At 43.5% G+C, this 13729-nt stretch carries 11 protein-coding genes; 5 read left to right on the top strand and 6 right to left on the bottom strand.

Annotated elements, in window-relative coordinates; all coding sequences use genetic code 11:
• The first annotated feature begins 107 nt into the window (after positions 1 to 107).
• Together EW142_RS14440 and EW142_RS14445 are read left to right on the top strand one after the other, a co-directional pair.
• Positions 108 to 872: an exodeoxyribonuclease III gene (locus EW142_RS14440; protein ID WP_130615035.1), complete on the top strand. Its 765-nt coding sequence runs from the start codon at positions 108 to 110 to the stop codon at positions 870 to 872.
• Positions 873 to 935: 63 nt separating this feature from the next.
• On the top strand, positions 936 to 1976 hold the full coding sequence (locus tag EW142_RS14445; RefSeq protein ID WP_130615753.1) for an NADP(H)-dependent aldo-keto reductase: 1041 nt from the start codon (positions 936 to 938) through the stop codon (positions 1974 to 1976).
• On the opposite strand, the gene EW142_RS14450 is transcribed toward EW142_RS14445, so the two are convergent.
• The 6 genes from EW142_RS14450 to panC are packed head-to-tail and all read right to left on the bottom strand — an operon-like array spanning position 1973 to position 8947.
• On the bottom strand, positions 1973 to 4138 hold the full coding sequence (locus EW142_RS14450; protein WP_130615037.1) for an outer membrane protein assembly factor BamB family protein: 2166 nt from the start codon (positions 4136 to 4138) through the stop codon (positions 1973 to 1975). The two genes, EW142_RS14445 and EW142_RS14450, sit on opposite strands and share 4 nt — an antisense overlap.
• Positions 4139 to 4183: 45 nt before the next feature.
• The gene (radA, locus tag EW142_RS14455) at positions 4184 to 5545 is read right to left on the bottom strand and encodes a DNA repair protein RadA (RefSeq protein WP_130615039.1); all 1362 of its coding nucleotides are present in this window, start codon (positions 5543 to 5545) and stop codon (positions 4184 to 4186) included.
• Positions 5546 to 5600: 55 nt separating this feature from the next.
• On the bottom strand, positions 5601 to 6743 hold the full coding sequence (locus tag EW142_RS14460; RefSeq protein WP_130615040.1) for an alpha/beta hydrolase: 1143 nt from the start codon (positions 6741 to 6743) through the stop codon (positions 5601 to 5603).
• A 24-nt stretch (positions 6744 to 6767) separates the two neighbouring features.
• Positions 6768 to 7733: a lysylphosphatidylglycerol synthase transmembrane domain-containing protein gene (locus EW142_RS14465; protein WP_130615042.1), complete on the bottom strand. Its 966-nt coding sequence runs from the start codon at positions 7731 to 7733 to the stop codon at positions 6768 to 6770.
• Between the two features lies 1 nt (position 7734).
• Positions 7735 to 8085 (bottom strand): aspartate 1-decarboxylase, encoded by a 351-nt coding sequence (gene panD, locus EW142_RS14470; RefSeq protein WP_130615044.1) that lies wholly within the window; start codon positions 8083 to 8085, stop codon positions 7735 to 7737.
• A 13-nt stretch (positions 8086 to 8098) separates the two neighbouring features.
• Positions 8099 to 8947, bottom strand: a complete 849-nt coding sequence (gene panC, locus EW142_RS14475; protein WP_130615755.1) for a pantoate--beta-alanine ligase — start codon at positions 8945 to 8947, stop codon at positions 8099 to 8101.
• 102 nt (positions 8948 to 9049) lie between these two features.
• Between panC and EW142_RS14480 the strand changes: the two genes are divergently transcribed.
• From EW142_RS14480 to glmS, 3 genes are all read left to right on the top strand, one after another.
• Complete coding sequence (locus EW142_RS14480) at positions 9050 to 9862, top strand: glycogen/starch synthase (RefSeq protein ID WP_130615046.1); 813 nt, start codon at positions 9050 to 9052, stop codon at positions 9860 to 9862.
• A gap of 5 nt (positions 9863 to 9867) precedes the next feature.
• A complete protein-coding gene (locus tag EW142_RS14485) occupies positions 9868 to 11697 on the top strand; it encodes a DUF4270 domain-containing protein (protein ID WP_130615047.1) in 1830 nt (609 codons plus the stop codon).
• Positions 11698 to 11804: 107 nt separating this feature from the next.
• Positions 11805 to 13652 (top strand): glutamine--fructose-6-phosphate transaminase (isomerizing), encoded by a 1848-nt coding sequence (glmS, locus tag EW142_RS14490; protein ID WP_130615049.1) that lies wholly within the window; start codon positions 11805 to 11807, stop codon positions 13650 to 13652.
• Positions 13653 to 13729: the final 77 nt, after the last annotated feature.

The raw sequence follows: 13729 nt of genomic DNA on the forward strand, positions 1-13729 counted from the left end.
CTACTGGATAATCAATTAGCGTTCCAAAAACAAAGGTAAAAGGATTGCTTCAACAAATTTGTTTTAGGGAGCCATCTACAATGGTTATTTTTAGCTAAAATTTTGAAATGACCATAGTATCCTACAACGTCAATGGAATACGGGCCGCCCTCAACAAGGGCTTTATTGATTGGCTTCTAACGGTAAATCCCGATGTAGTCTGTTTACAGGAAATCAAAGCCCTTAAAGAGCAAGTGGATGTTTCCCTTTTTGAAGCAGCGGGTTATACCCACCATTACTGGTTCAGTGCCCAAAAAAAGGGATATAGCGGTGTGGCGCTGCTCTGCAAGAACGAGCCGGATCATATTGAATATGGCACCGGAATCGATTATATGGATTTTGAGGGACGGAACATTAGGGCCGATTTTGATGATGTTTCGGTGATGAGTATGTACTTGCCCTCTGGCACCAATTTAGATCGTTTGGAACACAAGCTGACCTATATGGCCGATTTTCAGAAATATGCCGATGTACTTAGAAAGGAGCGCCCTAATTTAATTGTTTGTGGAGATTACAATATTTGCCATGAGGCCATTGATATCCACGACCCAGTGCGAAACAAAAATGTATCAGGCTTTCTACCAGTGGAACGGGAATGGATAGGGAATTTTATCAACAGTGGTTTTATTGACAGTTTTCGACACTTCAACAAAGAGCCCCACAATTATACCTGGTGGAGCTACCGCGCCAATGCCAGGGCCAACAACAAGGGCTGGCGATTGGACTACGGAATGGTCAACGAATCACTAAAAGACCGTTTGAAGCGCTCGGTGATCCTTTCTGAAGCCAAACATAGTGATCATTGCCCCATTTTATTGGAAATTGAAAAATAACGTTTGATTAAAAAGGTCTAGGTATGAATGATGTACTTTTGGGCCTTTGCTATTCAAAATTTGATGAAATACACCCGAATTCCGCATACCGATATTAGAATAAGTAAAATCTGTTTGGGCACCATGACCTTTGGTCGACAGAATAATGAAGAGGAAGCCCACAAACAAATGGATTATGCCCTTGATCAGGGCATCAATTTTTTTGATACGGCCGAATTGTATCCGGTGCCCGCTAAGAAGGAGCTTTATGCGGTAACGGAGGAGTTTATTGGGAATTGGTTAAAGAAAACCGGGAATCGGGAAAGGATTGTGCTGGCCACGAAAATTGCCGGTCGCGCTGAATTCACCAAACATATTCGAACAACAGGTTTCAGCAAAGATTCCTTGATCAAAGCCGTGGAAGATAGTCTAACGCGACTCCAAACCGATTATATCGATTTGTACCAGCTCCATTGGCCCGAGCGAAACACCAATTATTTTGGGCAAAGGGGCTTTAATGCCCATGCTTTTGATGCTTGGGAAGACAATATTCACCAAGTGTTGGAGACTCTACGTGACTTGGTAGCAGAAGGAAAGATTAGGCAGGTAGGTCTCTCCAATGAGACACCATGGGGGACGATGCGCTTTTTGGAAGAGAGCAAGGTTCACCAAAGTCTACCTCGCATGTTGACCATTCAAAATCCGTATAATTTACTCAATCGACTTTTTGAAGTAGGATTATCAGAAATTTCCCAGCGTGAAGGTATTGGCCTTTTAGCCTACTCCCCACTTGGTTTTGGAGTGCTAAGTGGAAAATACCTAGGAGAGGTGCAACCTAGGAAGGGGCGCATCACCCTATTTCCAAATTACAACCGATACAGCGGGCCCATAGCTACCGAAGCAACACGAAAGTATCAGGAGCTTGCCATGGAACATGGACTGAGTTTGGCACAAATGGCTTTGGCCTTTGTGAATTCAAGACCATTCTTAACGAGCAACATTGTTGGCGCCACAACCATGGAACAGCTTAAGGAAAACATTGAGAGTATGGATGTTGACCTTTCGGATGAGGTATTGGATGGTATAGAGGAAATTCATAATTCCATTCCCAATCCGGCCCCTTAGGGTATATCCGGAAGAGCATAGGCGCGATAGGTATCTCCGGATTTGGTGCCCATTTTTCCTCCTCCACAAGCAATGACCACGTACTGCTTGCCATTTACTTCATAGGTGGCCGGTGTGGCGTATCCTCCTGCTGGCAGGCTATCTTCCCATAGCATATTTCCATTTTCCATAGCAAAGGCTCTAATCTTTTCGTCCCGTGTGGCCGCTATAAAAAGCACACCGCTTGAAGTGATTACCGGCCCTCCATAATTCTCCGTCCCGGTGATGGGTATTTGGGGGTCATTCAAGTTTTTGTCATGACCCAAAGGAATTTGCCATAAGTACTCTCCCGAATTTAAATCGATGGCATTCAGGGTACCCCATGGGGGTTTTACCACAGGAAATCCCCTGTCATCTTTAAATCGACCAAATCCAGCAACCGCATAAGGCACTTTTACCGATGTTTCCTCCACCCGATGGTCGGTTTCTTCCTCAAGTCCAGAAATAAAATGGGCTATTGCACTGATTTCTGAGTCGGACAGATTGGGCATACCGGGCATGGCGCCTTTACCATTTTTGATAATGGATGCAATGGAATCCACAGAAAACCGCTCCTTCACATTTTGTAGTTCCGGGATTCCTGCAAGGCCTTGAAGTTCTCCACCATGGCATCGAGCGCATTGTATTTGGGTAAGGGATTCACCGAGATTGACAGTTTGGCCATCGGTACCCCCCACAGCTTTCATGCGTACAATCCATGCCATTTCATTGGAATTTACATACATAACACCGTCCCTTGGGTCCAAAGCAGCCCCACCCCATTCGGCGCCTCCATCGGCCCCCGGGTACAGCATTACCCCTGTGGTGTCGATTGGGATAAATTGCCCCTCGGAGGTCACCGACCTAAATTTTTCCAAAACAGTGGGGGGATCAATATTCTGGTCCTTGTCCACAAAATCATCTACAAAGGCAGGCTGATTAGGATTATAGAGATCCGCTTCCGTCAATATTTGTCGGGCAAAGGGTTTGGGCAAAACAGGCAAGGGTTGCGTGGCAAAAGCTTGTTCTCCCTTAAGGGAGGAAGCGGGATACGCTTTCTCCTCAATTGGAAAGAGGGGTTCACCTGTTACTCGGTTGAAAACAAAAACGTGACCACTTTTGGTTACCTGGGCCACAGCGGCAATTTTTTCACCCTGTCTGTCCATTTCAAAAAGGTTGGGCGGTGCAGGTAGATCCCTATCCCACATATCGTGATGTACCATTTGAAAATGCCATATTCGTTCTCCGGTATTGGCATCCAAAGCCAAAAGACTATTGGCAAAAAGATTAGCTCCTGCTCGGTCTCCACCATACCAGTCAAAGGCTGCAGATCCTGTGGGGACATATGCGATGCCACGCTCTCGGTCGACAGCAATTCCTGCCCAACTATTGGCTCCTCCAACGGTTTGGTAGGCGTCATTGGGCCAAGTATCGTGCCCAAACTCCCCAGGTTGGGGAATTGTATGAAATGTCCATTCAATGGCTCCTGAGCAGACGTTATAGGCCCGGATATGACCAGGCGAGGATCCTGGACCTTCACCTACCCGTGTCCCCATAATGAGAAGATTATTATAAATGGCACCCGGGGTGTTCGCCACTACGGATAAGGTTTCGGGTGCTCGTCCCAAACCATGCCTGAGATCTATGCTTCCATCTTCTCCGAAGGAGGCAATGGCTTTTCCAGAAGCCGCATCGATGGCAAATAATTTAGAACCGCTGGAGAAGAACAGACGGCTTTTTTCCTTATCCTCCGAACCCCAATAGCTCAATCCCCGATTCAGACCAAGACCTGAATTGTCTTTTGTATTGGGACTGAACTTCCATAGTTCTTCGCCGGTAGCGGCGTTTAAGGCGAAAAGTTCTATGGCAGCGTTCACTCCGTAAAGAACATCACCAACAACGAGGGGATTGGTCTGAATTTGAGTGGTTCTTCCAACCTCAAGCCCTCCACTTTGGTATTCCCAGGCCAATTGCAATTGTGAAACATTCGCTACATCGATTTGGGAAAGTGAGGAATAATGGGTTCGTTCTGCATCCCCGAGATAGGAATTCCATTGGGTGTGGTTTGGAACAAAATTATTGTTTTCAGAAGTTTCGCAAGCTAAAAAGGAAAGTAATAAAAGTCCTAGCAAATAGGGTCTCATGAGAAAGGGTTTGCTCCTAAAGTTAAGAAAACTAAGGATGTGGTTTTACCCAAAGAGATATTGGACTACATCTTCAATTTTGGAGACCTTTCGAATTTCAATGTTGGTGTTCTTCAAACCTATTTTGTTGTTTTTTGAAACAAAAATGGTGGTAAACCCCAATTTTTCAGCCTCCAAGATTCTTTGGTCGACCCGCTGCACAGGTCGAATCTCTCCGGCAAGTCCCACTTCAGCAGCAAAACAGATGCCTTTTTCGATGGGGATATCCGCGTTACTGGACAGGATAGAAGCTACAACTGCCAAATCGATCGCAGGATCGTCTACCGAGATACCTCCGGTAATGTTCAAAAAAACATCTTTGGCACCTAACCGAAACCCGGCCCTTTTCTCAAGGACAGCCAAGAGCATGTTCAAACGTTTTGCGTTAAAACCAGTAGCGGAACGCTGAGGTGTTCCGTAAACCGCACTGCTGACCAGCGCTTGAATCTCAATGAGTAAAGGTCGCATCCCTTCAATGGTGGCGGCAATGGCCGTACCACTAAGCTCCCCATCATTTTTGGAAATCAACACTTCTGATGGATTGTTCACCTCCCTGAGCCCGCTTCCCTGCATTTCATAAATGCCCAATTCAGCTGTGGACCCAAATCGATTTTTGAGTGAACGCAGAATACGATACACGTAATTTCGGTCTCCTTCAAATTGCAGTACAGTGTCCACCATATGCTCCAAAATTTTAGGGCCAGCAATCGCACCATCCTTGGTAATATGGCCCACCAGAATTACAGGGGTGTGGCTTTCCTTAGCAAATTTGATAAGTTCAGCAGTGCTTTCTCGAATTTGTGAAATACTCCCTGCTGCAGAATCGATATAATCGGTATGCAAGGTTTGGATGGAATCGATTATCACTAAATCGGGTTCAACACGGACAATCTGCTGAAAAATATTTTGTGTTTTGGTTTCCGTTAAAATGTAGCAATTTTCACTATTGGGCTCAATACGGTCGGCCCTCATTTTGATTTGCTTTTGACTTTCTTCACCGGATACATAAAGGGTTTTGTAGGGAAGTTTCAAAGCTATTTGAAGTAAAAGTGTACTCTTACCGATGCCCGGTTCACCACCCAAAAGAATCAATGAGCCAGGGACAAGGCCACCACCCAGCACCCGATTGAACTCCAAATTTTGAGTGTCCAGCCGAAGTTCACGGTCTTGGGTTATTTCTGAAATCTTTAGGGGAGTGTTGGTTTTTTTAACCGAAGGGTTGTCAATTTTCCAACCGGCTTTTTCCTCTTTTTGAACCACTTCCTCAACAATGGTGTTCCATTGTTTGCAGGAACCGCATTGCCCTATCCATTTGGGATATTGGGTTCCACAATTTTGGCAGAAAAAAGCAGTTTTGACTTTGGCCATTCACCCTTGGTTTGGGGCTAAAGATAGCACAAAGTCTTAAAAAGGAAACTAGGGTCTAGTAGCCAAAATCGGCCTTTAGGGCATCGATCTTTTCGAGGGCCATATCTTTGGTAAGAAAATCGATTTCTTCCATTTGGAAAGCCTTTTCAAAGGTCTTGAAGGCTTTTTTGGGTTCACCCAACTCTTCATAGTATTCGCCTTCAAAGTAGAAGCCCATCATGGTTTCAGGGAACTCTTTTTTGCAAAGCTCGGCCAAAGGTTTTAGCGATTCAAAATCGTCTTTTTTCAAACAACCGGCGTAAATCGCCATGATATCATTGAGTTCTACAGGTTTGCGATACCCTAGGATTTTTTCAATCTGGGCGTAGCGATTTTCCAGATATTGATAAACCGGTTCATTGGAGGTCAAGATTTCCGTTTTGTACTCCTTGGGACTAATGGGTCGAAATACCTTAAAGTTGTTGTCAAAGGCTTTACCAATTCCGTAGGTAACAATAGACAGATGGTCCGCATCTTCATATTCTTCGAAAAAGTAATGCAATGATTCTTTGCTTATCGATTTTACTGCATTGTTCATTTGTAGAATCCGTTGTCGGTCCTCGGTCTTTTCCTTCTCTAAAATTAGATTGTAGAAAATTTCCTGGTTCAGGTCTGATAGTCGAGAAGGTACCCGACTTTCCATATCAGTGGCCAAAACTGGAGAAATGACAACGTAAGAATTGAAAAAGGATTTGTCCTTAAAGAGAAAGTAATTTCCAAAATTACCTGTGATGTCATAACCCACGAACATTTTAAAAGGAGCGATATTGTAGCTTGTCTCCAAGTAGGGGATCAACTCGGTTCCCAAAAACTCGTAGAAAAGTTTCCCCTTTTCGGTAGGGAGACCAGTGGTTTGTTCGAAATCACAATCATCCCAACGAATGTCGTCCTCGGACTGATGGACGCCCACAACTATAGCTTCGGGCATTCTTCCTTCGGACGCATAGAGTTTTGCATTGGCGACCACAATGTCGAACAGATAGTCGGCATCAAGCACGACAATAAGCGCGTATTTGTTTTCTTTAGAGTAATCCTCTGGGAAATAATAGGAAACATCCCTTCTCTCCTGAAGTCTAAAGGATTCGAAGATTTCTTTCTTCACCTGAGCGCCTACATTGAGGCAAATTAGGCCAGTCAGTAAAAACAGACACTTTTTCATTGGTTAAGCTTTTTAGGCTGGGGTCTACCGATTTCTATTCAATAACGGTAGTACTAGGAAGGATATTGCCCCAAAAACAACGACCATGAGGGTTTGGGAAATCCACATGATCCAACCAAATGCATCCCCAGAAACGGAGCTTATGCCATAAATGCCCAGGGCAGCACTTACCGCTATTGGATATAAGCCTATTCCGCCATTGGTGGTCGACATGGCGAAGGCACCTCCAACAAAAGCAACCAGTAATTCACTAATGGATAGTTGATGGGTTTCTTCCACTGTGTATTTGATGACCCAAAACATGGCAACATAACAGCCCCAAATTAGAAGGGTGTGGAAAATGAACCACCATTTGCGCTTCATTTTAAAGACACTCAAAACACCCTCTAAAAGACCATTTAGGAATGCCTTTAGCTTTAATGCAAATTTTGATTTTGATCTTCGAATAAGGCGTGTGGCTACCAAAAGACCCAAGATGCCCATGGCCAGAATTCCAAAGGCTCCCAAAAAGTTTACGCCTTTTTCTTCCAAAAAGGCCAAAATGACATCGGTCTGTAAGCCCAAAGTAATCAAGATTACCAACAGAAGCATGAGCAGATCAACAACCCTTTCGGTTACGATGGTGCCAAACCCTTTTTCAAAGGGAACTTTTTCATAGGTGGCCAAAGCCGTGGCTCGCAATACTTCTCCAGATCTTGGAATGCCCAAGTTGGCAAAGTAGGCAATAAGAACAATGAAGAGGTTATTTATAATTTTAGGGCGGTACCCTAAAGGTTCCAACAGGTGGTTCCACCGAATGGCTCTTGAGAGATGGCTTAGGATTCCTAGTGCAACAGAAATGCTGACCCAAAAAAGGTCGGCATTGGATATGTAGTAAAGAATTTGCTTGCGTTCTTCTGGAGAGGTCGAGTAGTACGAATACCAAACCAAAAACAGCCCAAACCCTATGGGAACAAATATTTTAAGGAATTTTTTGAGTAAAGGGCTCAAATTATTTAAGGAGATTGGTCTCTTCGTTCGGGAAAACCAAGGCAGGATTAAAGGACTTAGCTTCTTCAATTCCCATCCAAGCATAGGTGATTAAAATGAGTACATCACCCACCGCAACTTTTCGGGCAGCAGCTCCGTTCAATGTTAGTTCACCTGAACCTCGCGGGCCAGGAATGGCATAGGTTTCAAGTCGTTCTCCATTGTTGTTGTTCACAATTTGAACCTTTTCGCCCCTAATAATGTTGGCCGCGTCCATCAAATCTTCATCAATGGTAATACTTCCAATATAATTAAGGTCAGCACCAGTAACTTTTACCCTATGTACCTTCGATTTTACAACTTCTACTTGCATGCCGCAAAATTAGTTAATTGAGTCTAAGATTATCTATCAACCGGACTTCATTTGCGTAAACGGCGATAAAGCCCCGGTATTTCATGTCTTCCTGTTTTGTTAAAACTGGGGTCAGTGTTTCTTCATCTGCTATTTCAAAATACTCCAGTTTCAACTCGTTCTGATTATTGAACTGGGACCTTACCCAGTCCGCAATGTATTTAGCACTTTCCGTGCCAAATTTTTCTTTGGCAGCTTTCAGTGTTTGGTATATGAAACCTGCATTTAGTCGGGTTTCCGCGGAGAGTCTTTCATTACGGGAACTCATGGCCAAACCATGGGTCTCCCGCTCAATGGGGCAGCCCACAATTTCAACAGGAATTTTTCTTTTGGCGACCAACTTTTTGATGATTTGAAGCTGTTGAAAATCCTTTTCTCCAAAGTAAGCTCTATCTGGAGTTACTGTATTGAGCAGTGCTTCAACAATGGTGCCGACACCTTCAAAATGCCCTGATCTGAATTCTCCCTCCATAACCTTGTCCAAACCGTCAAAGTCGTATTGCTCCGAGGTAATTTTCTCCCCATACATTTCAGATACTGCAGGCGAAAAAACGGCAATATCTTCAGAAACAGCTTTTAAGAGGTCAAGGTCGGCTTGAAGCTTTCGGGGATATTTTTCCAGGTCATCTGGATTATCGAACTGAGTAGGATTTACAAAAACGCTAACAACAGTAACGTCATTTTCCGAAACGGATTTGCTCACCAAGGACAAGTGACCTTGGTGCAAGGCACCCATGGTAGGAACCAAACCAACGGTTTTGTCTTTGCTTCTTTCTTGGTTTAAGAAAGACCGAATCTCCCTTTTTTCGTGAAATACATCCATGCTCATAAACAAAAGCGTGCAAAAATACTATAAATACTGCGAATCGGCATAATTTTTGTACTTTTGCGGCTACGTTTTTCGGATGAACCAAAGAAAGTGTTTATGAATGGTAAAAAGATATTGTTTGTATCTTCTGAATTAGTGCCTTACCTCCCAGAGAACCCAGTTTCCTTAATGTCTTACGAAGCGCCCCGAATGGTCAATAGCAACGGTGGTCAAATCCGCATTTTCATGCCAAGGTATGGAAATATCAATGAGCGAAGACATCAATTACACGAAGTGATTCGCTTGTCTGGGATGAATCTGGTAATCAACGATATGGATATGCCGCTTATCATTAAGGTGGCATCAATTCCCCGTGAGCGCATTCAGGTGTATTTCATAGACAATGATGAATATTTTAAGAGAAAGGCAACCTTTGAGGATGCTGAGGGAAATTTGTTTCCGGACAATGATGAGCGGGCGATTTTCTTTGCCAAGGGTGTTGTGGAAACCGTTAAGAAATTGAACTGGTCGCCTGATATTATCCATGTGCATGGATGGATGGCTTCCTTGTTACCACTATATCTGCGCAAATATTATGAAGATGAGCCGCTTTTTGCCGAAAGTAAAATCGTGACTTCAGTATATGATGGGGGATTTGACGGTGAACTCGACCAAAAGATGATTGAAAAAATAAAATTTGACGGTGTTTCGGAGGAAAGTGTGTCAGCACTTACCTCACCCAGCTATAATAATTTGTTAAAGGTAGCTGTGGATCATTCTGATGCCATTATTTTAGCCTCGGAAGGAATATCGGAAGAATTAAAGAGCCACATAGCCAGCCTTTCCAAACCTGTGTTGCCCTATGTCACACTTCAAGAGGCAGAAGAGGCATATACAAATTTCTATAAAACAGAAGTTCTAAAACAATAGATTGCATGAGTTTATTTAAGGGCATAAGGGCTTTGGCCTTGGCTGCGGCATTACTTGCCACATTATATTCCTGCGAGGAGGAATTGCAGACCCTTGGTGATGGAGTCGTAGCTGGTGAACCTTTTAATACAGGGCGGGAGGTTTATGACGTATTTGCTTTCAACAAATCAGTCACAGCGGTACAGACCAATAGGTTGCCCCTGTATCAACTTGGAGCTTATTCAGACCCTATATATGGGAAAAGGGTGGCAAGTATAATATCTCAAGTCACACTGCCGGCGAACTTGGGAAATCCGACTTTTGGGGATTTGTCCCAAGCTACGGAAGATGTTTCGGAAACGGATGATGACGATTCAACGAATCCAGAAAATGAAACAGTACAGGAGGTTTTTCTTTATATACCCTTTCAAATTCCGCCGCCATCCTTAAGAGATAGCGATGGAGATACCGTAGAAGATGCTTTTGATGTGGACCCAGACGACCCCAACTCTGATTCTGATGGGGATGGAGTAACAGATAATGAAGAGAGAATTGCAGGATCCAATCCGTTGGATCCAGACGAAGATGGTACCGGTGATGATTTTGTGGCCAATACATTTCCTAGAAGATTTGATTTGGATAGTATTTTTGGGAACCGAGCTGCTCCTTTTAACCTTAAGGTTACCACTTCTACATTTTTTCTCAGGGATTTGGACCCAAATACCAACTTTGAGGAAAGACAGCGTTATTTTTCCAATCAAGATTTGTCCAGTTTTCAAGGTGAAACCCTATTTGAGGGTCAGGTAACCGTTAGTGACGAAGAATTGCTCTTTTTTCAGGACGATGACCCTGAAACAACCGATGTGGATGAATCGGAACAGATTGAAAGCCGTCTTACCCCTGGAATTCGTGTTCCCTTGAACAATGAATTTTTTCAGACCAATTTTTTGGATAAGGAAGGGCAGTCAGAGTTATTGAGCCAGGCCAATTTCACGGATTTTTTCAGAGGGATACAAATTCTTGGAACCGATATGGAGGAGCTTATGTTCCTTTTGGACTTGACGCAGGCGTTAATAACAGTTTCATATACGTACCAGGATTACAACTTTACTGATGAGGTTGTTGAAACTGCCGAACGAAATTTTCTCCTCAACTTGGTTCAGAATAATAATGGACTAATTTCAGGTAACGCGATCAATACCTTTGTCAATGATCCTTTTCCGGCGGACATCACCAATGCATTGGATGCGACTGAAAATGCCTCAAGGATTTATCTTAAGGGTGGACCTGGCACCATAGCGGAGGTTCGATTATTTGCAGATGACGAGGAAACAGATGGAAGAGGCTTGCCGTCCATAGAAGAAATACGGGCCAATAACTGGATTATCAATGAAGCCAATTTGGTTTTTTATGTAGATAGAAATGCGTTGGATGCGGTTGGAGGAACCATTGAGCCACCACGACTTTATCTTTACAATGGGGAAACCAACAATCCGATTTATAATTTCGAAACCGAGAACAACCAAGTGGACGAACCCCTTGGAATTTTTCTGAACTATGATGGTATCCTCGAAAAGAGTGGCAATCAAGGCATAAAATACACAGTTAGAATCACCGATCATATCAACAACATTATTGTGCGGGACTCGGCAAATGCTAAACTGAACCTAGTCCTAAGCTCCAATGTAGGAGATCCTAGGGTTGCCGAAGGCACCGGAACCGGTACTACGACCTTGGATGTGCCCTTAATGTCCACGATAAATCCTTTGGGAACCATACTTTTCGGAAGTAATGTTGGTCCAGCCAATGAGGATAATAAGCTAAAACTTGAAATTTTCTTTACTGAGGCCAATTAAATGTACCTTTTGTAGATTTTTTCCGTTTTACAGAGTACATGGTCAAGGAATTATCGGAATAGATTTTAACTTTGGAATTAATCACTAATCATTAAAGACTCTTTATTATGTGTGGAATTGTTGGGTACATAGGACACCAAGAGGCCTATCCCATTATCATAAAGGGCTTGCAAAGGCTTGAATATCGAGGTTATGACAGTGCGGGCATTGCCCTTTACGAAGACGGAGAGATTCATGTTTCGAAGACCAAAGGAAAAGTTGAGGATTTAAAGAAGAAAGCGGAAAATGCAGCGAACACTTTGGGGGTTTTGGGTCTGGGCCATACGCGATGGGCCACACACGGTGTTCCCAATGATACGAATTCTCACCCTCATTACTCCAATTCTGGTGATTTGGTAATCATACATAATGGGATTATCGAGAATTACGAGTCCATTAAGAAAGCACTTCAAAAAAGAGGATATGAATTCAAAACCGATACCGACACTGAAGTATTGGTCAACCTTATAGAAGAAGTCAAAAACAAAGAAGGGGTAAAGCTTGGAAAAGCTGTACAACTGGCTTTGAACCAAGTAGTTGGGGCGTACGCCATAGCGGTATTCGACCGTACCAAACCCGATGAAATAGTAGTGGCCAAATTAGGAAGTCCCTTGGCTATAGGAATTGGAGAAAACGAATATTTTATTGCCTCCGATGCCTCACCTTTTATTGAGTATACAAACAACGCGATTTATCTCGAGGATGAGGAGATGGCCATAATTCGCCTTGGTAAGGAAATCAAGTTGCGAAAAATAAAGAATGATGCCATTGCATATCCCAATATATTGGAACTTCAGTTAAATCTGGAAGAAATAGAAAAAGGCGGTTACGACCATTTTATGCTCAAGGAAATCTATGAGCAGCCTCGGGCTATTTTGGACACTTACAGAGGAAGGTTGTTGGCCAATGAGGGTATCATCAGAATGGCGGGAATAGACCAGAACCTTGAGAAGTTTCTCAACGCCAATCGGATTATCATCGTGGCATGCGGAACTTCATGGCATGCCGGATTGGTGGCAGAGTATATTTTTGAAGACTTGGCGAGAATTCCGGTAGAAGTAGAGTATGCTTCGGAATTCCGTTATCGAAATCCTGTAATCACCGAGAACGATGTGTTGATAGCAATTTCTCAATCTGGAGAGACTGCGGATACCTTGGCGGCTATAAAATTGGCCAAAGAGAAAGGAGCTTTTGTTTTTGGTGTTTGTAACGTTGTGGGCTCTTCCATTGCTAGGGAAACCCATGCAGGGGCCTATACCCACGCGGGACCGGAAATTGGAGTTGCCTCAACCAAGGCCTTCACTACACAAATCACCGTACTTACACTGATAGCTTTAAAATTGGCTAGTGAGAAGGGTATGTTTTCGGCTTCTAAGTTCCATGAAATTTTGACCGAACTAGAAGGTATTCCTGGCAAAGTAGAGCGAACCTTGGAGTCCAACGATTTGGTTGCGCATATTTCGGATACGTACAAAGATTCAACCAATTGCTTGTATTTGGGTAGGGGATATAATTTCCCGGTAGCCCTTGAAGGGGCATTGAAACTTAAGGAAATCAGCTACATACATGCGGAAGGGTACCCTGCAGCAGAAATGAAACACGGTCCCATTGCCCTAATTGATGAGCAAATGCCTGTTGTTGTAATTGCTACCAAAAAGGGGCACTACGAAAAAGTTGTGAGCAATATCCAAGAAATAAAATCCCGTAATGGTCGTATCATTGCTGTAGTCACCGAAGGGGACAAAACCGTAAAGGAATTGGCCGACCATGTTGTAGAGGTTCCCGAGACCTTGGAATGCCTTACACCTCTCTTGACGACCATACCATTACAGTTGCTTTCCTATCATATTGCGGTAATGCGTGAGTGTAATGTAGATCAGCCAAGAAACTTGGCGAAATCAGTTACTGTGGAGTGACTTGGTTTAATCAATAAAATATCAAAAAGGCACCGATTTCGGTGCTTTTTTTGTTAAAACCGTATTTAAACCCCATT

Source organism: Flagellimonas allohymeniacidonis (assembly GCF_004296335.1).
In the GTDB taxonomy this organism is placed as follows: domain Bacteria; phylum Bacteroidota; class Bacteroidia; order Flavobacteriales; family Flavobacteriaceae; genus Flagellimonas; species Flagellimonas allohymeniacidonis.

Excerpts from the sequence above, each read along its gene's own strand:
- EW142_RS14440 (WP_130615035.1), top strand. The coding sequence starts at position 108 with ATGACCATAGTATCCTACAACGTCAATGGAATACGGGCCGCCCTCAAC.
- EW142_RS14445 (WP_130615753.1), top strand. The coding sequence starts at position 936 with ATGAAATACACCCGAATTCCGCATACCGATATTAGAATAAGTAAAATC.
- EW142_RS14450 (WP_130615037.1), bottom strand. The coding sequence starts at position 4,138 with ATGAGACCCTATTTGCTAGGACTTTTATTACTTTCCTTTTTAGCTTGC.
- radA (WP_130615039.1), bottom strand. The coding sequence starts at position 5,545 with ATGGCCAAAGTCAAAACTGCTTTTTTCTGCCAAAATTGTGGAACCCAA.
- EW142_RS14460 (WP_130615040.1), bottom strand. The coding sequence starts at position 6,743 with ATGAAAAAGTGTCTGTTTTTACTGACTGGCCTAATTTGCCTCAATGTA.
- panD (WP_130615044.1), bottom strand. The coding sequence starts at position 8,085 with ATGCAAGTAGAAGTTGTAAAATCGAAGGTACATAGGGTAAAAGTTACT.
- panC (WP_130615755.1), bottom strand. The coding sequence starts at position 8,947 with ATGGATGTATTTCACGAAAAAAGGGAGATTCGGTCTTTCTTAAACCAA.
- EW142_RS14480 (WP_130615046.1), top strand. The coding sequence starts at position 9,050 with ATGAATGGTAAAAAGATATTGTTTGTATCTTCTGAATTAGTGCCTTAC.
- EW142_RS14485 (WP_130615047.1), top strand. The coding sequence starts at position 9,868 with ATGAGTTTATTTAAGGGCATAAGGGCTTTGGCCTTGGCTGCGGCATTA.
- glmS (WP_130615049.1), top strand. The coding sequence starts at position 11,805 with ATGTGTGGAATTGTTGGGTACATAGGACACCAAGAGGCCTATCCCATT.